Source organism: Roseateles sp. NT4, assembly GCF_051857475.1.
Taxonomy (GTDB): domain Bacteria; phylum Pseudomonadota; class Gammaproteobacteria; order Burkholderiales; family Burkholderiaceae_C; genus Pelomonas.
In genome coordinates, this window is record NZ_JBPZGZ010000004.1 from 590585 (window position 1) to 610190 (window position 19606).

Here is a 19606-nt window from a genome sequence, read left to right on the forward strand (position 1 = left end):
GTGAAGCTAGTCACGTCTGCATACACTCCTGGGCGCTGTCGCAGCGGTGTCGGGTCCGGCAGGGCCCGCGGACGCGACCCAAGAGGCTTCACAGCACCCGCCGTGGTGGAGCCGCGGAGATTCGCGACTTGGATATCTATCTGTTCGACTGGGCCAACCTGCTGATTCGCTGGTTGCACGTCATCACCGTCATCGCCTGGATCGGCGCCTCCTTCTACTTCGTCTGGCTGGACAACCACCTCGTCAAGCCGGGTGCCTCCGACCTCAAGGCCAAGGGCGTGGATGGCGAACTCTGGGCTGTGCACGGCGGCGGTTTCTACAACCCGCAGAAGTACATGGTGGCGCCGGGCAACCTGCCCCAGGACCTGCACTGGTTCTACTGGGAGAGCTACTGGACCTGGATGAGCGGTTTCGCCCTCTTCATCGTCCTCTATCTGTGCAACGCCAGCCAGATGCTGATCGACACGCGGGTCTACGCCTGGGGGGCACCCTGGCAGGCGGTGGCGGCGGCGCTGGGCTTCCTCGTCGTCGGCACGGCCGTCTACGACATCGCCTGCTCTGCGCTGGGCCGCACCAAGGACGGCAGCATCGGCAACGACGGCCGCGTGATGGCCGTCGTCGTGGTCTTCGTCGTGCTGGAGAGCTGGCTGGCCTGCCATCTGTTTGCCGGCCGGGCCGCCTTCCTCATCGTCGGCGCCACATTGGCGACCATGATGACGGCCAACGTCGCGCACTGGATCATCCCGGGGCAGAAGAAGGTCATCGCCCAGATGCGAGCCGGCCAGAAGCCCGACCCCATCTACGGCCAGCGCGGCAAGCAGCGCAGCGTCCACAACACCTATTTCGGCCTGCCGGTGCTGATCGCCATGCTCAGCAACCATTACGGCATGCTGCACCAGCACCCGCAGAACTGGATCGTGCTGTGTGTGCTGATGGCCGCGGGCGTGGCCATCCGCATCTTCTTCGTCAAGCGCCACAAGGGTGTCAACAGCTGGGGTGCCGTCGCGCTGGCCCTGGCCCTGTTGATAGCCCTCATCGTCTGGATGGCACCCAAGCCCCAGCCGGCCGTGGCGGCCGTGGCGTCTGTCACGCTGGAGCAGGTGCAGGCCGTCGTCGGCCAGCGCTGCGCGATGTGCCACACGGGGGAGGTGGCGCAGAAGGGCGTGCGTCTGGACAGCGCCGAGGGTCTAGCCGCCCACAAGGCCCAGATGCTGCAGCAGGTCGTCGTGCAGCGCGCCATGCCGCTGAACAACGCCACCGGCATGACCGATGAAGAGCGCGCCCTGATCGGCCGTTGGGCACAGCAACCATGACCCTCGACCCCCGCGCCCTGCTGCGACAGCTTTACGACGTCGCCGTCGCGCGCGCGCTGCCGGGCCGGGTGCTGGCGAGCCATCTGCCGCCGCCTCCCAAAGGCCGCACCCTGGTGCTGGGTGCCGGCAAGGCGGGCGGGTCCATGGTGCAGGCGCTGGAAGCCGCCTGGCCGGCCGACGCGCCGCTGTCGGGCCTGGTCATCACCCGCTATGGCCATGTGCCGGGCGGCTGGAAGCCAAGGCGCATCGAGCTGGTCGAGGCCGCCCACCCGGTGCCTGACGCCGCGGGCCTGGCCGCCAGCGAGCGCATGCTGGCCCTGGCTCGCGGGCTGACGGCCGACGACCTCGTCATCTGCCTGATCTCCGGCGGTGGCTCCGCGCTGATGAGTCTGCCCGCGCCGGGTCTCACGCTGGCCGACAAGCAGGCCGTCAACCGCGCCCTGCTGAACAGTGGCGCGGCCATTGGCGAGATGAACTGCGTGCGCAAGCATCTCTCCAGCGTCAAGGGCGGGCGGCTGGCCGCCACCTGCGCACCGGCGCGGGTGCTGACGCTGGCCATCAGCGATGTGCCGGGCGACGACCCGGCGGTGATCGCCTCCGGCCCGACGGTGGCCGACCCGACGAGCTGCGCCGACGCCCTGGCCATCTGCCGTCGTTATCGCATCCAGCTGCCCGACGCCGCCCGTGCCGGCCTGGAGTCCGGCGCCTTCGAGACGCCCAAGCCCGGCGACGCGCGCCTGGCCGGCCACGAGCTGGTCATGCTGGCCACGCCGCAGATGAGCCTGGAAGCGGCGGCGGCCTTCGCAAGGGAGCAGGGCATCGCTGCCCACATCCTCAGCGACGAGATCGAGGGCGAGTCGCGCGTCGTCGGTGGCCTGCATGCGGCGCTGGCCCGGGCGGTCGCGCGCCGTGGCGAGCCTTTTGCCAAACCTTGCGTCATCCTGTCCGGCGGCGAGACGACGGTGACGGTGGATGCGACCAAACCGTCCGGACAGGGCGGCCGCGCCACCGAGTTCCTGCTCGGCTGCGCCTTGGCCCTGCACTGCGAGCCGGGCGTCTTCGGCCTGGCGGCCGATACCGACGGCATCGATGGCGTCGGGCCTCATGCCGGCGCCCTGCTGACACCCACCAGCCTGGGCCGCGCCCGCGCCCTGGGCCTCAACCCGCAGGCCCTGCTGGATGCCCATGACAGCGCCAGCTTTTTCGCGCCGCTGGGCGACCTGCTGCAGCCCGGCCCCAGCTTCACCAATGTCAATGACTTCCGTGCATTGCTGATCGTTTAGGGCAGGTGAAGGGCGTGGCGCGGGCCAAATCTTGGGCCTAGACTGGGTCGACACCCATCGCCACGGAGGCCAGAAGATGAGCGCAGCAGCGGAACGTTTCTTCGTCAAGCACAACGCCCTGCCGACCATGCCCGAGGTGGCATCGCGGCTGCTGAAGAGCTTCGACGACGACAACGTCGGCCTGAGCCAGATCGCCGGCCTCATCGAGAAGGATTCGACGCTGACGGCCAAGGTGCTGCGCCTGGCCAACACGGCCCACTACAGCCCTTCCCACCAGATCTCCACCGTCATCGACGCGGCCCACGCCCTGGGCCTGGAGACGCTGCGCAACCTCGCCATGGCGGCTTGCCTCAGTGGCGCCTTCCCCAAGATCGAGGGCCTGGACCGCGCCACCTTCTGGCGCCACAGCGTGGCCACCGCCAACTACGCGCGCGTCCTCGCCCGTATGCTGGGTGCCGATGGGGCGACCACCGACACCGCTTATCTCGCCGGCCTGATGCTGCGCACCGGCCAGTTGCTGATGGCCATGGATGAGCCGCATCTGGTGGCCGACGTCGAAACCCATGCCGCCGAGCCCGGCAGCCGCTTCTCGCTGGAGGAGCACCGCTTCGGCTGCACCCATGCCGACGTGACGGCGTCGCTGGCGGCGCATTGGCATTTCCCGCATGCCATGGTGGAGGCTTTCAAGGATGCCAACACGCCGCTGGAGATCCGTCCCTTCTCGCTGATCGCCGCCATCCTGCATGTGGCCGAGGTGCTGGCCGATGCGTCCGAGCACCACGACGAGCCAGTGCATGCGCTGAAGGTGGCCGTGCCCGAGCTGATCGAGCATCTGCACCTGGACCTGGAGCTGCTGGCCGCCAAGATCGCTGCCGCGGGCGACCCGGCGGCGGAAGTGGAACAAATGCTGCACTGAGAGCGGCCTTCCGGCATAGCCGCACAATCGGGGCGGTATGCCGGGAGGATGTGGATGAGTTGGAAGTCGTGGCCAGCCCTGGTGCTGGCCTTGTCCCTGGGAGTGGCCGCCGCGCAGACGCCGGCCAAGCCTGCGGCCAAGCTTGCCACCGCCGCCCATCCCGCGGTACCCGCCGGCAGCGGCTACCGCTTCGGCCCTGTGCCCGCCTGGGTCAAGGCACTGCCGCCCGCCGAGGCCCGCCCTGCCGCAACCGTGGGCGCCAAGGCGCGCCGCGAGCCCCTGGTCGACGTGCAGGTGCAGCTGGCGCCCCGGTCGGCCACGGCCTCCTATATCCATCTGCAGCACGAAGCCCTGGACACCTCGACGCTGCGCGAGGTGTCCGAGCCGCAGATCAGCTTCAACCCGGCCTACCAGCAGCTCGTCATCCACCAGGCCGCCGTCATCCGCGACGGCCAGCGCCTGGACAGGCTCAAGGGCGTGCGCATCGAGCTGATGCGCCGTGAGCAGCAGCTGGAGCGCCAGCTCATCGACGGCGTGCGCACCGCCCTGGTGGTGCTCAGCGATGTGCGCGTCGGCGACGTCGTCGATCTGGCCTACACGCTGGAGGGCGAGAACCCCATCTTCGAAGGCCGCTACTCGGCGTTGTTGCAGCTGGCCTCGGACGCGCCGGTCGATCGCCTACATCTGCGCATCGAGGCGCCGCTGGAGCGCAAGCTGGTCGTCAAGGCGCTGGCGACCGATCTCGTGCCCGAGCGCTTCGAGGAGGGCGGCCGCCAGGTCATCCGCGTGCTGCGCGAGCGCGTACCGGCGGTGCCGGACGAGGCCGCCACGCCGCCCTGGTTCAAGGTCTACCCGGCCCTGCACGTCAGCGAATACGTCAACTGGGGCGAAGTGGACCAATGGGCGCAGCGGCTGTTCGCTGTCGAGCCGGCCTCGGCCGGCATCCTGGCCAAGGCGGCCGAGCTGAAGGGTTCAGTCGGTGCCAGCGGCACGCCCGAGCAGCAGGTGGCCGCGGCCCTGCGCTTCGTGCAGGACGAGGTGCGCTATTTCTCGGCCTCGCTGGGCGAGAGCTCGCACCGGCCCAAACCCGCGGCCCGCACCTTGTCAGAGCGCCTGGGCGACTGCAAGGACAAAACGCTGCTGCTGAACAGTCTGCTCGCCGCCATGGGCATCGAAGCCCAGCCGGCGCTGATCTCGATGGCGCGCAACCGCGGCATTGCCAGCTATCTGCCCTCGCATGACCAGTTCGACCATGTCATCAGCCGAGTGAGGCTGGGCGAGACGGTCTATTTCCTGGACCCGACGATGAATGGCCAGGGCCATTCCCTGGAGAAGCGTGGCTACTACCGTTATGGCGCGGCGCTGGTGGTGGGCCAGGGTGAGGCCGGGCCAGTGGCCGTCGTGCCGCCGGCCTTCGCCCAGGACTCCTTGAGCTTCCGCCAGGACTGGGACTTCAGCCAGCTGGCCCGCCCCGCGCAGTTGACGACGTCCTTCAAGGCGGTGGGCCTGGCTGCCGAACGTTGGCGCAGCAACTTGGCCACGGTGGGCCTGGAGCGCCTGGCAGAGTCCATCGGCGGCGCCTATGTGCGTCTGCTGCCGGGCCTGGCCAGCGTGGGCCAACCCGAGGTCAGCGATGACCGAGACAGCAACGAGTGGGTGCTCAAGCTGCATTTCGAACATCCCAGCATCGGGCGCTACCAGCGCGGCTGGCTGGACCTGGAGTTCCCGGCCGCCGAACTGGTCGACGCCCTGCCAGTGCCGCCCGAAGCCAGGCGCCGCCAACCCTTCCAGCTGGAAGGCACGCGCGTGGCCGAGCTGCGCCTGACGGTGACCGGCGCGCGTCCCTTCACGGCCCAGCCGCCGGCCCCGCTGCAGCTGACGGACAAGCATTTCGCCTTTTCCAGCCGTGTCGAGGTCAGCACTGCGACGGTCCAGTTCGTCAGCCGCGTGGAGCGCCGCACCGACGAGGTCCTGCCGGGCGATGTGGACAGCTACCGCGAGCGCGTCGGACGCGCCCGCCAGATGCTGTCCTCCCAGCACCTGCGCCTGAACCTGGTGGACCGCAAGGCCCTGGAGACGCCCTTCACGGAGATCGCGCTGCGCATGGCGCGCTTTCGCAATGGCAACCGGCCGGACGCGCTGTGGGAGCTGATGCTGGGCAGTGAGATCAACCGCCTCATCGACGCCGAGCTGTTGGGCCAGGTGGCGCCCACCAGCCGGCTGGCGGCCTGGGTTCGCGTCGAGCGCGCCCAGGCCCACAACCAGCTCGGTGACTTCGCGGCTGCGCTGGCGGATGCCGAGGCGGCCCTGGCCATACGCGCCGAGGGCGAAGAAGGCAGTGGAGCGCTGGAGGCCAAGGGCGCGGCGCTGATCGGCCTCGGCCGCCCGACCGAGGCCTTGATGGCCTTCAGCCAGCAAGCCCAGCTGGCCGGAGCCGGTGGCAGCTGGCTGGGCACGGCCCACTACATGCTGGGCGACTACGCTCGGGCTGAAACCGCGCTGCGTGACAGTGCGGCCAATGCCAGCGGCGAGACGCGCCAGTTCATGCTGCTGTGGCTGTACCTCGCCGCCGAGCACCAGGGCGGCCGCGGCAAGGCCGCCATCGCCGACGAACTGGCCGCGGCCGATGCCAGCAAATGGAGCGGCGCGCTGTTGAGCTATCTGGGCGGCAGCCTGGATCGCGAGGCCCTGCTCAAGCTGGCCCGTGAGAAGCCCGAGACCGAGAGGCTGCGCCTGGCCGAGGCCTATTTCTTCATCGGCCAGCAGCTGGCGGCTCAGGGCCGGCGCGGCGAGGCGCTGCCCTGGTTCGAGCGCACGCTGTCCACCCAGGCGGTGCCCTATCGCGAGTTCACGCTGGCGCAGTGGGAGCTCAAGCGCGGCGCGAACTAGAGGCAGCCGGCCTGCGGGGCAGTGCTGGGCGCGCCGTAGCTGAACTGGGCGAAGCGTGGCGGCTCGATGCCGGGTTGCAGCAGGAAGGCGTGGTGGAAGCTGGTCTCGCACAGGTCGGCCAGCTTGGGTCCGCCCAGGGCCGCGATGACGGCCGGCACCGTGTTGCTGTGACCGACCACGAGGACGACACCGGTCTGGGCGCGCACCGCGTCAGCCACCGCCGCCGCATGGGCGGCGCCGCGGGCTTCGACAACCTGGGGCGTCAGGCCCAGGGCCTTGGCCAGAGGCGCGGCCGTGTCGCGCGCGCGGCGCAGCGGCGTCGTCACGATCGCGTTCACGCGCAGGCCGGCCAGGGCCTGGGCCAGCGCCTGGGCGCGCTGCTCTCCAGCGGGTGTCAGGGCGGGGTCGCCGGCGGGCTCGGCGGCCCTTTCGGCATGGCGGACGAGGATGACAAGGTCGGGCATGGCGACGGCGGGCGAGGAGACAAGGGCGCCTGTCAGAAAGCAGGCAGCGAACAGGACGGACAAGGGCTTCATCGCGGGTTTCTAAGGGCGGGGCCCTGATTCTGCGCGGGGCGCCCAGTTACCATCCCGGCCCCATGCTGTCACCCTTTGCATCGCCCTATGGCTCTGCCGTTTGAACTCCAGGTCGGCTGGCGCTATGTACGCGCCGGCCGCGGCGGGCGGCGCAACCGCTTCATCAGCTTCATCTCCGGCGCGTCCATGGTGGGCATCGCGCTGGGCGTGATGGCGCTGATCGTCGTGCTGTCGGTCATGAACGGCTTCCAGAAGGAAGTGCGCGACCGCATGCTCAACGTCATCGCCCACGTCGAGCTGCTGGACGCCGGCGGCCAGGCCCTGCCGGACTGGCAGGCCACGGCGGCCAGGGCGCGCCAGAACCGCGAGGTTGTCGGCGCGGCGCCTTTCGTCGCCAGCCAGAGCCTGATCGCCCGCGGCGAGGACATGCGCGGCGCCGTCATCCGCGGCATCTCGCCGGCCGAGGAGGCCACGGTCACCGTGCTGGGCGCCCAGCTCAAGGACACGGCCTACGCCAAGCTGGTGCCTGGCGCCTGGAACATCGTGCTGGGCGCCGAACTGGCGCGCCAACTGGGTGTGGGCGAGGGCGACAAGATCACCATCGTCGCGCCGGGCGGCCAGGTCACGCCGGCTGGCGTCGTGCCGCGGTTGAAGAGCTTCAACGTCGTCGGCACCTTCAGCTCCGGCCATTACGAGTACGACTCCGGCCTGGCCGTCGTCCATGTCGATGACGCCGCCAAGCTGTTCCGCACCGGCGGCCCCACCGGCGTGCAGCTGAGGCTGCGCGATGTGCATGAAGCACGCCAGGTCGCCGCTGACCTGGCCGGCCAGATGGCCCCGGAGATCCGCGTGCGCGACTGGACCCGCTCCAACGCCGTGTGGTTTGACGCCGTGCAGATCGAGAAACGCATGATGAGCATCGTGCTGACGCTGATCGTCGCCGTCGCCGCCTTCAACCTGCTTTCGACGCTGATCATGACGGTGACCGACAAGCAGAGCGACATCGCCATCCTCAGGACCCTGGGCGCCAGCCCGCGTTCCATCATGGGCATCTTCATCGTGCAGGGCGCGGTGTCGGGTGTCATCGGCACGCTGGCGGGCGTGGTGGTGGGGCTGTTGATCGCCTTCAACATCGACGTCATCGTGCCGGCCATCGAGCATCTGCTGAACACCAGCTTCCTGCCCGGCAGCATCTATCTCATCAGCCAGATGCCCAGCGACCCGCAGTGGGCCGACATCACGCCCATCGTGCTGGTGGCCTTGTTCCTGTCGCTGATCTTCACCCTCTACCCGAGCTGGCGCGCCAGCCGCGTGCAGCCGGCGGAGGCGCTGCGCTATGAGTGAGCAGATTCTTCAGGCGACAGGTCTGACGCGCCGTTTCAGCGAAGGTGGCCTGGACGTCACGGTGCTGAAGGGCGTGGATCTGCATGTGGCGCGCGGCGAGACCGTGGCCATCATCGGCGCATCGGGCTCAGGCAAGTCCACCCTGCTGCACCTGTTGGGCGGGCTGGACACGCCGACGCAGGGCGGCGTCACGCTGATGGGCCGCGCCTTCGCGACCCTGGACGAAACCGAGCGCGGCCGCTGGCGCAACCAGCATCTGGGCTTTGTCTACCAGTTCCACCACCTGCTGCCCGAGTTCAGTGCGCTGGACAACGTGGCCATGCCGCTGCGCATCCGCGGCCAGGCTCCGGCCCAGGCACGCGAGACGGCCGCCGACATGCTGGCACGCGTCGGCCTGAAGGAACGCGTGCAGCATCGCCCCGCCGAGCTGTCGGGGGGTGAGCGCCAGCGCGTGGCCATCGCCCGCGCCCTCGTCACGCGTCCGGCCTGCGTGCTGGCCGACGAGCCCACCGGCAACCTCGACCGCGACACCTCCGACGCCGTCTTCGCGCTGATGCTGGAGCGTGCCCGCGAGCAGGGCACGGCCTTCGTTCTCGTCACCCACGACCGCGACCTTGCGGCGCGCTGCGACCGCCAGCTGCGTCTGGTGGCGGGGCAGTTCCAAACGACATGACTTACTCTGCACTGAAAAGACCCGCGCGGGCCGAGCGCTGGGCCGCTCCCGAGCCGGCCCGTATCCTCTCGGGGAATCGACAAACGTACCCGTTTGGCGAGAGGCAGACATGACTCCGCGCTTCATCCTCAAGCTCTCCTGTCCCGACCGCGCCGGCATCGTGCACGCCGTCACCGGCATGCTGCTGCAGCAGGGCGGCAATATCCTGACCTCGCACCAGCATGGCGACGCTGACCATGCGCGCTTCTTCATGCGCATCGAGTTCGAGGCCGCGGCCGAGGAAGCGGTGCTGCAGTCGGCCTTTCAGCCGCTGGCCGACGAGTTCGGCATGGACTGGGAGCTGGTCGCCCGCGCCCGCAAGACCCGCGTGCTGCTGCTGGTGTCCAAGCTCGGCCACTGCCTGAACGACCTGCTGTTCCGCGTGCAGACCGGGCATCTGCCCATCGAGATCCCGGCCATCGTCTCCAACCACCGCGATTTCTATCAGCTCGCGGCTTCGCACAACATTCCCTTCCACCACTTCCCGCTGCTGGGTGGCACCGAGGTGCAGAAAGCGGCCCAGGAGGCCAAGATCCTTGAGGTCGTCAACGACAACAAGATCGACCTGGTCGTGCTGGCCCGCTACATGCAGATCCTGTCGCCGGAGCTGTGCCGCGCGTTGAGCGGCCGGGCCATCAACATCCATCACAGCTTCTTGCCCAGCTTCAAGGGTGCCAAGCCCTATCACCAGGCCTATGAGCGGGGCGTGAAGCTGATCGGCGCGACGGCCCACTACGTGACCAGCGACCTCGATGAAGGTCCCATCATCGAGCAGGAGGTCGCCCGCATCGACCACAGCATGCCGCCGGAGCAGCTCGTCGGCATCGGCCGTGACATGGAATGCGTGGCGCTGGCGCGCGCCATCCAGTGGCATGCCGAACACCGGGTGCTGCTGAACGGCAACCGCACGGTGGTGTTCCGGTAAGGAGCGCGGCAGTGTGGATCGACACCCACTGCCACCTCGACGCGGCCGAGTTCGACGCCGACCGTGATGCGGTGGTGGCCCGTGCCCGTGCGGCCGGCGTCGGACAGATCGTCATTCCGGCCGTCGCCGCCAGCAACCTCGACACGGTGCGGATGCTGGCCATCCAGCATGATTTCGCCTACGCCTTGGGCATCCATCCGCTGTGCGTGATGAGCGCAGCCGAGGGCGATCTCGACCAGCTCGCCGAGGCGCTGGAGACCCATCGCGCCGACCCGCGACTGGTCGCCGTCGGCGAGATCGGCCTGGACTTCTTCGTCGACGGCCTGGACCCCGACGTCCAGCAGCATTTCTATGTCGAGCAGCTCAAGCTGGCCAAGCGCGCCGGCCTGCCAGTGCTGCTGCATGTTCGCCGCAGCGCCGACAAGCTGCTCGCCGGCCTGCGCCGCGTCGGCTTCACGCACGGCGGCATTGCCCACGCCTTCAACGGCAGCGAGCAGCAGGCGCAAGCCTTCATCGATCTCGGCTTCAGGCTCGGCTTTGGCGGCACGCTGACTTTCGATCGCTCGCTGCAGATCCGGCGCATCGCGGCCAGCGTGCCGGAAAGGGCCTTGGTCATGGAGACCGATGCGCCCGACATCCCGCCGCACTGGCTCTACAAGACGGCCGAGGAGCGAGAAGCCAGGCCGGGGCAGGCGCGCAACGAGTCGTCCGAATTGCCGCGGATTGCCGCGAGCCTGGCCGAACTGCGCGGCTGGACACTGGAGAAGACGGCGGCCGTCACCAGCGCCAATGCGCGCGCCGCGCTGCCGCGGTTGCGCTGATCGGGCTCAGCCAAAATTCAGCGACAACTCCACCCGGTCGCCCACGCGGAGCTGACCGGCGCCGCTGCCTCGCGCATAGATGCCGAATTGCACCGGCGCGCCGGGCGCCCGCTCGGCGCTGAGCCGGGTCAGGGCATCCAAGGCCGGTGGCTGGGGAATGCCGGTGGCCGGGTCGACGGTCGGCACGACGCAACGAACACAGGGCAAGGTGCGGCTCAGGGTCAGCGCGCCGATGCGGGCCTCGGTCAGGATGTCCTCGATGAAGGCAGGCAGGGCGTCGCTGTCGTCATCGGCGCGCAGCAGCAGATTGGGCCGGGCGCGCTGGGCGGGCCCGTTCAGCGGCTGGGCCATGGCCTCGGACCAGGCGCGCAACGAGCCGTCACCGACGAGGTGCAGGGCATTCAGGATGGGGCGACGCTGGGCTTCCAGGCTCAGGCGCACCAGGCGCAGGCGTTCGCCGGTCGTCGCGCGCAGCAGCGCGGCCGCGTCGTCGCCAGCGTCCCAGGCCTGCAGGGCGTCGAAGTCCTGGCGCTCACCGTTCCAGCCTCGCACGTCAACCGCGCTACCGGCGTTGGCGGCCACCTGCAGCACCCGGCCTTCCGCTTCCAGCTCCAGACCGCCAGCCAGCCAGCGTGCGTTGACCAGGGCCAGGCGGGGGTGGGCGCCCATCCAGGTCAGTTCGCCGCCGGCGTCGACGATGCCCCAGCCGCGGTCGCCTTCGGGCCAACCGTCAGCATCCAGGGTCAGCGTGTCGACGGCCTCGCCGGCGCAGGACTTCACGGGGTAGCGCCACAAGGCGGCGATGCGGGCGGTCAGGTCGGCCATGGCGCGTCGGAGGTGGTCAGCGGTTGCGGGGAGCGATGGGTGTTTCGGGTACCGGATAGCCGGCGGCGCCGAAGGTGGCGACGATAGCCTTGTGCACGTCGAAGTAGACCTGCCAGTAGTGGTCGGTGTGGCAGTAGGGCCTGACGCATAGCAGCGGCCCTTCGGGTGTGAACTGCAGGATCTCGAGGTCGGGTGCCGGCTTGGCCAGCACATTGGGGATTGCGGCGATGGCCGGGCGCAGGCGCTCGATGGCCTCCAGCGGGTCCACGCCGTTGGCGACCTTGGCCGTGCAATCCACGCGGCGGTGGGGCAGGGCGGAGAAGTTCTGGATCGCGCCGCTGAACACCGTGTTGTTGCCGACGATGGTGTGCACGTTGTCCGGCGTGTTGATGCTGGTGCCGAAGAGGCCGATCTCGGTCACCGTGCCGGTGACGCCGCCGGCCTGCACGAAGTCGCCGACCTTGAAAGGCCGCAGCACCTGCATGAAGACGCCGGCCGCGAAGTGCGTCAGCAGCCCGCCCCAGGCCGTGCCGATGGCCAGGCCGGCGCCGGCCAGCAGGGCGGCGAAGGAGGTGGTCTTGACGCCGAAGATGTCCAGGATGGCGAGGACCAGGACGATGTTCAGCAACACGCCCAGGATGGAGCGCAGATAGGCCGCCAGCGTCGAGTCGATGCGCCGGCCGCGCTCCAGCGCGCCGGTGAACAGGCGCAGCGCGAGTGAGATGAGCCACCGTCCGACCACCCAGGCCGCGATGGCTGCGAGTATCTTCAGGCCGAAGTCCACACCCTGAGTGCTGAGAAACTGCCAGACCGCTTCGGTATACATCGCTCGCTCCTCCCTTTGAAGACGCCCGAATCCTCGCAGCCGCCTGATGCGGCTGCCAATCCTGCAAACCCCGAGTCTGTGCTGCGCCTGGTGGGCCTGGCGCCGGTCTTTGATGCGCGGGCACGGTTGCTGGTGCTTGGCAGCTTTCCCGGCGCGGCGTCTCTGCAGGCGGCACAGTACTACGCCCATCCGCGCAATGCCTTCTGGCCCATCATGGGCGCGCTGCTGGGCGAGGCCGGGCTGGCGGGGTTGCCCTATGCCGAAAGATTGCAGGCGCTGCGCCGTCACCGCGTCGCGCTGTGGGACGCCGTGGCCGCCTGCCAGCGCGAGGGCAGCCTGGACACGGCCATCGAAGCCGCTGAGCCCAGCGACCTGCCCCACCTCGTGGCCCGCCTGCCCCATCTGCGGGCCATCGCCTGCAACGGCGCGCTGGCACACAAGCAGACCTTGCTGGCCCTCGGTGATCCGGGCATTCCAGTCCTGCGCCTGCCTTCCACCAGCCCGGCCCATGCCGGTCGCAGCCAGGCCGACAAGATCGCCGCTTGGCGAGCCGAACTGGCGCCCTATCTGGCCTAGGATGCCTTCATGAAAAGAAGTTTGCTGGCCGCGCTGGCGGCCTGGTCGGGCTGGGTTGCTGCTGCACCCATTTCGGCCGATCTGATCCTGCGCGACGCCACCGTGGTCGACGTGGCGGCAGGCCGCCTGGTCAAGGGCCAGGCCATCGTCACGCGTGGCGAGCGCATCCTGGCCGTGGTCGACGAGAAAAAGCTCGGCGACTACAAGGCCAGCCGAACCGTGAGCCTGAAGGGGCGCTATCTGATCCCCGGCCTGTGGGACAGCCATGTGCATTTTGGCGGTGGCGAGGCGTTGATCGAAGAGAACCGTCATCTGCTGCCGCTCTACCTGGCCCATGGCATCACGACGGTGCGGGACTGCGCCGGCGACCTCAGCGACACGGTGCTGCAGTGGCGCGATGACATTGCGAGCAAGAAGCTGCTGGGCCCGACCCTCTTTGTCTCCGGCGCCAAGCTGGAGGGCTACAAGCCGCTGTGGAAGGGCACGCAGGAGGTCGGCACGCCCGAAGAGGTGACGCAAGCGCTGGACAAGCTGCGCAACGAGCACGCCGACTTCGTCAAGATCACCGAGAACACGATGCGCGCCGATATCTACCTGGACGCGCTGCGCCAGGCCAAGGCGCGTGGCCTGCCGAGTTCGGCGCATCTGCATGGACAGGTGACGCTGGACCAGGCGTCCGAAGCAGGCCTGGGTACGCTTGAGCACCTGAACTATCTGCTGCGTGCTGCCACGCCGCGTGAGGCGGAGCTGACGGCACAAGTCGCGGCCGGCACGATCACGGCACGCTCGGCCGCCGAGCAAAGCCTGGTCAGCTATGACGAGGCGACGGCCCGGGCCGCCTTCAAGCGCCTGGCCGCACGTGGCACGGCCGTCGTGCCGACGCTGTCGGTCATTCGCATCACCGCCTATCTGGACCAGGACGATCATGCCAAGGACGACTATCTGAAGTACATCGGCCCCAAGCTGCGTCAGACCTACGACTGGCGCGTCAAGCGCGCGGCTCTGGACGGCCCGGATGCGATTGCCTACCGCCATGCCAGCTACGAGAAGACGGCCCGGCTGTTGCCGCTGCTGGCCGAGGCGGGTGTCGAGATCGTCGCCGGCACGGACGCGGGCTTCCTGAACAGCTTCGACTATCCCGGCCAGGCCCTGCACGACGAGATGGCGGTCTATGTGCGCTCGGGCCTCACGCCGACCCAGGCCTTGCGTTCGGCCGTCGTTGCCGGGCCGCGTTTCCTCGGCAAGCTGGAGCGCTATGGTGCACTGGCCGAAGGCAAGACGGCCGACATCGTCGTGTTGAAAGCCAACCCGCTGGAGGATATTGCGGCGACGCGGCAGATCGATGCCGTCATCACTCGCGGCCGGCTGCTGGACCGCCCGCGCCTGGACGCGATGCTGAAAGAAGTCAGTGACTGGGTGGCGCAGCAATGAAGTCCAAGCCGCAAACCTGGGGCCCGGCGACGCTGAGCGAGTTCGACGGCGTGCGCTTTCTGCATCTGGACTCCATCTGGGTGCAGGGTGCGATGCGCATCCGCAAGCCCGACCAGCTCGAGCTGGAATACGTCCAGCGCATGTGCGCCTGGATGCTGTGGCGCGATGCGGCCACGCTGGGTGAGGGCCATGCCGTGCAGCTGGGTCTGGGGGCGGCGGCGCTGACGCGCTTCTGCCAGGGCCAGTTGAAGATGCGCACGACGGCCGTCGAGATCAACCCCGAGGTCATCGCCGCCTGCCGGCAGTGGTTCCGGTTGCCGACCAACGATGCGCGCCTGAACGTCGTCAACGACGATGCGGCGCGCTGGGTCATGGACGACACCCATCTGCAGACCGTCGACGTGCTCAATGTCGACCTCTACGACCATGACGCGGCCGCTCCCGTGCTGGACGACGAGGCTTTCTATGCGGCTTGCCGCGGCGTGCTGGCCGATGGCGGTCTGATGACGGTCAACCTGTTCGGCCGCAGCGCCAGCTTTGCGCGCAGCGCGCTGCGCATCGCCCGGGTCTTTGGCTCGGACCAGGTCTGGAGCCTGGCGCCCACCAAGGAGGGCAACACCATCGTTGTCGCAGCCCGCGGGGTGCCGGTGCCGCACCGTGAAGTCCTTGAGCAGCGTGCCGCTAACATCGAATCACGCTTCAAGTTGCCGGCGCGCAAATGGCTTAGGCTGGTGCGGCCGCTGCCGATGAGCATCCTGAACGCCCTTTGAGAAGCTGAGCCCTCGATGTCGACGAAGTCCAAGCCCTTGGCCCCCGCCAAGACCGAAGGCCGCCTGGAGTGGCGCCAGTTGCTGCACTGGCTGATGGAGGACGGTCTCATCGACGAGGCTCAGGTGCAGCGTACGGAGCAGCGTTTTGCGGCGGGCGACAGCGCCCTGCATCCTCTCGTGCGCCTGGGCCATGCGGCGCTCGTGCGCCTGAGCACCGGCAAGGCGCTCGATGTGGATGCCCTGTCCGAATGGCTGGCGCTGCGCGCCCGCTTGCCCTATCTGCGCATCGATCCGCTGAAGGTCGACGTCGGCCGCGTTGGTGATGTGATGTCCGTCGGCTATGCCGAGGCCAAGCGCTGCCTGCCGGTGCAGTTCGGCCTGAACGAGGTGACGATTGCGACCTCGGAGCCTTTCGATACGGGTTGGGTGGCGCAGATCGAGTCGCATGTGCGCAAGCCCGTCAAGCTCGTCGTTGCCAATCCGCTGGACATCGTCCGCTACACGACCGAGTTCTTCACGCTGGCCCGGTCGGTGCGGGCCGCGGCCAAGGCCGGCGAGCAAAGCCAGGTGGCCAGCTTCGAGCAGCTCGTCGAGCTGGGCAAGAACAACAAGCAGCTGGATGCCAATGACCAGGGCGTCGTGCAGGTTGTGGACTGGCTGTGGCAATACGCCTTCGACCAGCGCGCCTCGGACATCCACCTGGAGCCGCGCCGCGAGATGGGCGTCATTCGCTTCCGTATCGACGGCGTGCTGCACACCGTCTACCAGTTGCCGCCCACTGTCATGGCGGCGATGACGTCGCGCATCAAGTTGCTGGGCCGCATGGACGTCGTCGAGAAACGCCGTCCGCTGGACGGACGCATCAAGACTCGCAACCCGGCCGGCGAAGAAGTCGAAATGCGGCTGTCGACGCTGCCGACGGCGTTTGGCGAGAAGATGGTCATGCGCATCTTCGACCCCGAGACGGCGGTCAAGGATCTGTCGTCCCTGGGCTTTGGCCAGCACGACTCGGACCGTTGGGAGAGCCTGGTCAAGCAGGCTCACGGCATCATCCTTGTGACGGGGCCGACGGGCAGCGGCAAGACCACGACGCTGTATTCCACGCTGAAGCGCCTGGCGACCGACGAGGTCAATGTCTGCACCATCGAAGACCCGATCGAGATGATCGAGCCGGCCTTCAATCAGACCCAGGTGCAGAGCGTGCTGGACTTCGGCTTTGCCGAGGGCCTGCGTGCGCTGATGCGTCAGGATCCGGACATCATCATGGTGGGCGAAATCCGCGACCTGGAGACGGCCGAGATGGCCATCCAGGCGGCGCTGACGGGGCATCTCGTCTTCAGCACCCTGCACACCAATGATTCGGTCTCTGCCATCACGCGCTTGCAGGACCTGGGCGTCCCCAGCTATCTGATCAGCGCCACCGTCATCGGCGTGCTGGCGCAGCGCCTGGTGCGGACGCTGTGCCCGCATTGCAAGCAACCCGACCCCATGGTCACGCGCGAGAGCCTCAACGATCTGGCGCGGCACTGGCGCCTGGGTGGCGGTGTGAAGCCCTACAAGCCCGTCGGCTGCCTCGAGTGCCGCAATACCGGCTTCCGTGGTCGCGCAGGTCTGTATGAATTGCTGACGGTGTCCGAAGGCGTCAAGGGCGCGATTGCTGACCTGACGGCCTTGCGTCGCCAGGCCATGCAGGAAGGGCTCCGGCCCTTGCGCCTAGCGGGCGCGATGAAAGTTGCCGAAGGTGCGACGACCGTAGAGGAAGTGCTGCGCGGCACGCCGGCCTGGGAAGGCTGAGCCGAGCGGCCTTACGTGTAATCCACAGTCGGGGAGGGATGACCCGACTGCCAGAATCGCCGGCAACAAAGATGCGCGCCCCGGTGCGCCGGAGGCGACAGGCAATGAAGATCAAAAGCCAGCGGGACTTCTGGTCCGGGCTGATGTTCCTGGTGGTGGGCGTGGCATTCGCGTGGGGCGCAACCGAATATTCCTTCGGCACCTCGGCTCGCCCAGGCCCGGGGTATTTCCCCTTCGGTCTTGGCATCCTGCTCGCACTGCTGGGTGGCCTCGTGCTGTTCAAGGCGCTGACGCTGGAATCGGAGGGCGGGGACCCGGTGGGTGCGATTGCCTGGCGGCCACTTTTGGTCATCGCCAGCGCCATTGCCTTTTTCGGTTTCGCATTGCCTCGCCTGGGCCTGGCTTGCACCTTGCCGGTTCTCATTGCGCTGTCGGCGCTGGCTGGCGACGAGTTTCGTTGGCGTGATGTGCTCATCAGCAGCGTCGTGCTGACTGTCGGCAGCTGGGCGCTGTTCATCCTTGGCCTGAAGCTGACCATTCCGCTCTGGCCCATCTATTTCAGCGGCTGAGGGCGCGACATGGACTTGCTGAATAACCTGGGTATCGGCTTCCAGACGGCGCTGAGCCTGCAGAACCTGCTGTATGCATTCTTCGGAGCGGTGCTCGGCACATTGATCGGTGTGCTGCCGGGACTTGGGCCGGTTGCCACCATCGCGATGCTGCTGCCGTCCATCTACACGCTGGATGCGACGCCCGCTCTCATCATGCTGGCCGGGATCTACTACGGCGCCCAGTACGGCGGCTCGACGACGGCCATCCTGATCAATGTGCCCGGCGAGTCCAGTTCCGTGGTGACCGCCATCGACGGTTATCAGATGGCGCGCCGTGGCCGCGCCGGCGCGGCGCTGGCGGCGGCCGGTCTGGGCAGCTTCTTCGCGGGCTGCGTCGGCACCATCATCATTGCGGCCTTCGCGCCGCCCCTGACCGAGCTGGCTTTCAAGTTTGGCTCGGCCGAATACTTTTCTTTGATGGTGCTGGGCCTGGTCGGCGCCGTGGTGCTCGCGTCGGGTTCGCTGATCAAGGCCATTTCCATGATCGTACTGGGCCTGCTGTTGGGGCAGGTCAATACCGATGTCATCACCGGCACGGCTCGCTTCTCGTTCGACATTCCGGAACTGACCGACGGTATCGGCTTCGTCGTCATCGCCATGGGTGTGTTCGGCTTCGGCGAGATCATTGCCAACCTGGGGCAGCCTGAAGAGCACCGCGAGGTCTTCACGAAGGAAGTGAAGGGCCTGTGGCCGACGAAGGAGGACTTCAAAGAGGCTTGGCCGTCGGTGGTGCGTGGCACGGCGCTGGGCTCCATCCTCGGCGTGTTGCCCGGCGGTGGCGCGCTGCTGGCCTCCTTCGCGTCCTATACGCTGGAGAAGAAGGTCGTCCGCAATCCCCGCGTGCCCTTCGGCAAGGGCGCCATCCAGGGCGTGGCTGGCCCCGAGAGCGCCAACAACGCCGGCGCGCAGACCTCCTTCATTCCGATGCTGACCCTGGGCATTCCGCCCAATGCCGTGATGGCGTTGATGGTCGGCGCGATGACAATCAAAGGTATCCAGCCGGGCCCGCAGGTCATGACGAGCAACCCGGAGCTCTTCTGGGGGCTGATAGCATCGATGTGGATCGGCAATCTGATGCTGATCGTGCTGAATCTTCCGTTGATCGGCATCTGGATCAAGTTGCTGACGGTGCCCTACCGCTTCCTGTTCCCGGCGATCGTGGTTTTCTGCTGTATCGGCACCTACTCGCTGAACAACAACAGCTTCGACGTCTATCTGACCTCGGCCTTCGCGCTGCTGGGCTACGTCTTCTACAAGCTGAGCTGTGAGCCGGCGCCTCTGCTGCTGGGGTTCATCCTTGGGCCCATGATGGAAGAGAACCTGCGCCGGGCTTTGCTGCTGGCCCGCGGTGACTGGAGCACCTTCCTCACTCGGCCGTTGTCGGCGGGCCTGTTGATCGCAGCGGCACTGATGATCATCGTGGTGATGCTTCCCTCTATAAAGAACAAGCGAGAAGAAGCCTTCCAGGAAGAAGCCTGACGGCGGAGGACGCTTGGAGAAGAAGGCCGGACAGCGCGAGCAGTCCGGCCTTCTGCCTTCCGGGACCAGACTGACAGGGCAGGCGGGAGGCAGACCACGCGAGCCTCAAAATAATTTGAGCCAAGGGCTTCCACGTACGGAAAAACCTGTGCTACAGTCGTGGGCTTCGCTGATCACAACGCAGCGCTTGTCGGGAACGGCAGCTAGCGGTGGAGTGGTTGGAGAAGACGGGTTCTGAGTTGACGCAAGTTGATTTGGAACCTGGGCGAGCTTGAAAGAGTCGCCGAGTGCTTCGAGAGGTTCTAAAAAGAATTTTTCAAAAGTACTTGACGGCGCTGCGAAAGCAGATCAAAATCTCGCCTCTTTGCTGCTGACGAATGAATCGGAAACGAATCAAACGAAAGCGACAAAGAAAGCAAGTTGTTGAGTATCGCGAAAAGAAATTTTCAAAAATACTTGACGACAAGCAAAAAAGCAGATTAGAATCTCGCTTCTTTGCTGCTGACAACTAAACGACGTCAGCGCCGCAGTTAAACGAAAGTTTGAATGCGATGT

The 19606-nt window shown here is 67.4% G+C and carries 17 protein-coding genes; 14 read left to right on the top strand and 3 right to left on the bottom strand.

The annotated features are described in order from the left end of the window. Nucleotides 1-128: 128 nt before the first annotated feature. The 4 genes from ACS5PN_RS25860 to ACS5PN_RS25875 all read left to right on the top strand — a co-directional run bounded on the left by ACS5PN_RS25860 (nucleotide 129) and on the right by ACS5PN_RS25875 (nucleotide 6401). On the top strand, nucleotides 129-1313 hold the full coding sequence (locus ACS5PN_RS25860; RefSeq protein ID WP_439466902.1) for a urate hydroxylase PuuD: 1185 nt from the start codon (nucleotides 129-131) through the stop codon (nucleotides 1311-1313). Then, on the top strand, nucleotides 1310-2596 hold the full coding sequence (locus ACS5PN_RS25865) for a glycerate kinase type-2 family protein (protein ID WP_439466903.1): 1287 nt from the start codon (nucleotides 1310-1312) through the stop codon (nucleotides 2594-2596). Before ACS5PN_RS25860 ends, ACS5PN_RS25865 begins: the two co-directional genes overlap by 4 nt. A gap of 76 nt (nucleotides 2597-2672) precedes the next feature. Beyond that, nucleotides 2673-3512, top strand: coding sequence for an HDOD domain-containing protein (locus tag ACS5PN_RS25870; protein WP_439466904.1), 840 nt, complete (start codon nucleotides 2673-2675; stop codon nucleotides 3510-3512). Nucleotides 3513-3566: 54 nt separating this feature from the next. Then, nucleotides 3567-6401 (top strand): DUF3857 domain-containing protein, encoded by a 2835-nt coding sequence (locus tag ACS5PN_RS25875; protein ID WP_439466905.1) that lies wholly within the window; start codon nucleotides 3567-3569, stop codon nucleotides 6399-6401. On the opposite strand, the gene ACS5PN_RS25880 is transcribed toward ACS5PN_RS25875, so the two are convergent. Then, a complete protein-coding gene (locus tag ACS5PN_RS25880) occupies nucleotides 6398-6937 on the bottom strand; it encodes a histidine phosphatase family protein (RefSeq protein WP_439466906.1) in 540 nt (179 codons plus the stop codon). The genes ACS5PN_RS25875 and ACS5PN_RS25880 overlap by 4 nt on opposite strands. A gap of 87 nt (nucleotides 6938-7024) precedes the next feature. Between ACS5PN_RS25880 and ACS5PN_RS25885 the strand changes: the two genes are divergently transcribed. The 4 genes from ACS5PN_RS25885 to ACS5PN_RS25900 all read left to right on the top strand — a co-directional run bounded on the left by ACS5PN_RS25885 (nucleotide 7025) and on the right by ACS5PN_RS25900 (nucleotide 10739). Then, complete coding sequence (locus ACS5PN_RS25885; protein ID WP_439466907.1) at nucleotides 7025-8281, top strand: lipoprotein-releasing ABC transporter permease subunit; 1257 nt, start codon at nucleotides 7025-7027, stop codon at nucleotides 8279-8281. Continuing rightward, nucleotides 8274-8954, top strand: coding sequence for a lipoprotein-releasing ABC transporter ATP-binding protein LolD (gene lolD, locus ACS5PN_RS25890; protein WP_439466908.1), 681 nt, complete (start codon nucleotides 8274-8276; stop codon nucleotides 8952-8954). The genes ACS5PN_RS25885 and lolD overlap by 8 nt, the downstream gene beginning before the upstream one ends. 109 nt (nucleotides 8955-9063) lie before the next feature. Beyond that, a complete protein-coding gene (gene purU / locus ACS5PN_RS25895) occupies nucleotides 9064-9918 on the top strand; it encodes a formyltetrahydrofolate deformylase (RefSeq protein ID WP_439466909.1) in 855 nt (284 codons plus the stop codon). Nucleotides 9919-9929: 11 nt separating this feature from the next. Further along, nucleotides 9930-10739, top strand: a complete 810-nt coding sequence (locus tag ACS5PN_RS25900) for a TatD family hydrolase (RefSeq protein WP_439466910.1) — start codon at nucleotides 9930-9932, stop codon at nucleotides 10737-10739. A gap of 6 nt (nucleotides 10740-10745) precedes the next feature. On the opposite strand, the gene ACS5PN_RS25905 is transcribed toward ACS5PN_RS25900, so the two are convergent. Next, nucleotides 10746-11564, bottom strand: coding sequence for an MOSC domain-containing protein (locus ACS5PN_RS25905; protein WP_439466911.1), 819 nt, complete (start codon nucleotides 11562-11564; stop codon nucleotides 10746-10748). Between the two features lie 16 nt (nucleotides 11565-11580). Further along, the gene (locus ACS5PN_RS25910) at nucleotides 11581-12390 is read right to left on the bottom strand and encodes a mechanosensitive ion channel family protein (RefSeq protein WP_439466912.1); all 810 of its coding nucleotides are present in this window, start codon (nucleotides 12388-12390) and stop codon (nucleotides 11581-11583) included. A gap of 15 nt (nucleotides 12391-12405) precedes the next feature. Between ACS5PN_RS25910 and ACS5PN_RS25915 the strand changes: the two genes are divergently transcribed. The 6 genes from ACS5PN_RS25915 to ACS5PN_RS25940 all read left to right on the top strand — a co-directional run bounded on the left by ACS5PN_RS25915 (nucleotide 12406) and on the right by ACS5PN_RS25940 (nucleotide 19051). After that, entirely contained in the window at nucleotides 12406-12966 is a 561-nt protein-coding gene (locus ACS5PN_RS25915; RefSeq protein WP_439466913.1) for a DNA-deoxyinosine glycosylase, read from the top strand. Between the two features lie 9 nt (nucleotides 12967-12975). Further along, nucleotides 12976-14397, top strand: a complete 1422-nt coding sequence (locus ACS5PN_RS25920; protein WP_439466914.1) for an amidohydrolase family protein — start codon at nucleotides 12976-12978, stop codon at nucleotides 14395-14397. Further along, a complete protein-coding gene (locus ACS5PN_RS25925) occupies nucleotides 14394-15167 on the top strand; it encodes a spermidine synthase (protein ID WP_439466915.1) in 774 nt (257 codons plus the stop codon). The genes ACS5PN_RS25920 and ACS5PN_RS25925 overlap by 4 nt, the downstream gene beginning before the upstream one ends. A gap of 15 nt (nucleotides 15168-15182) precedes the next feature. Continuing rightward, complete coding sequence (locus tag ACS5PN_RS25930; RefSeq protein ID WP_439466916.1) at nucleotides 15183-16961, top strand: GspE/PulE family protein; 1779 nt, start codon at nucleotides 15183-15185, stop codon at nucleotides 16959-16961. 104 nt (nucleotides 16962-17065) lie between these two features. Beyond that, on the top strand, nucleotides 17066-17530 hold the full coding sequence (locus ACS5PN_RS25935) for a tripartite tricarboxylate transporter TctB family protein (protein ID WP_439466917.1): 465 nt from the start codon (nucleotides 17066-17068) through the stop codon (nucleotides 17528-17530). 9 nt (nucleotides 17531-17539) lie between these two features. Further along, on the top strand, nucleotides 17540-19051 hold the full coding sequence (locus tag ACS5PN_RS25940) for a tripartite tricarboxylate transporter permease (protein WP_439466918.1): 1512 nt from the start codon (nucleotides 17540-17542) through the stop codon (nucleotides 19049-19051). The last annotated feature ends 555 nt before the right edge of the window (nucleotides 19052-19606 follow it).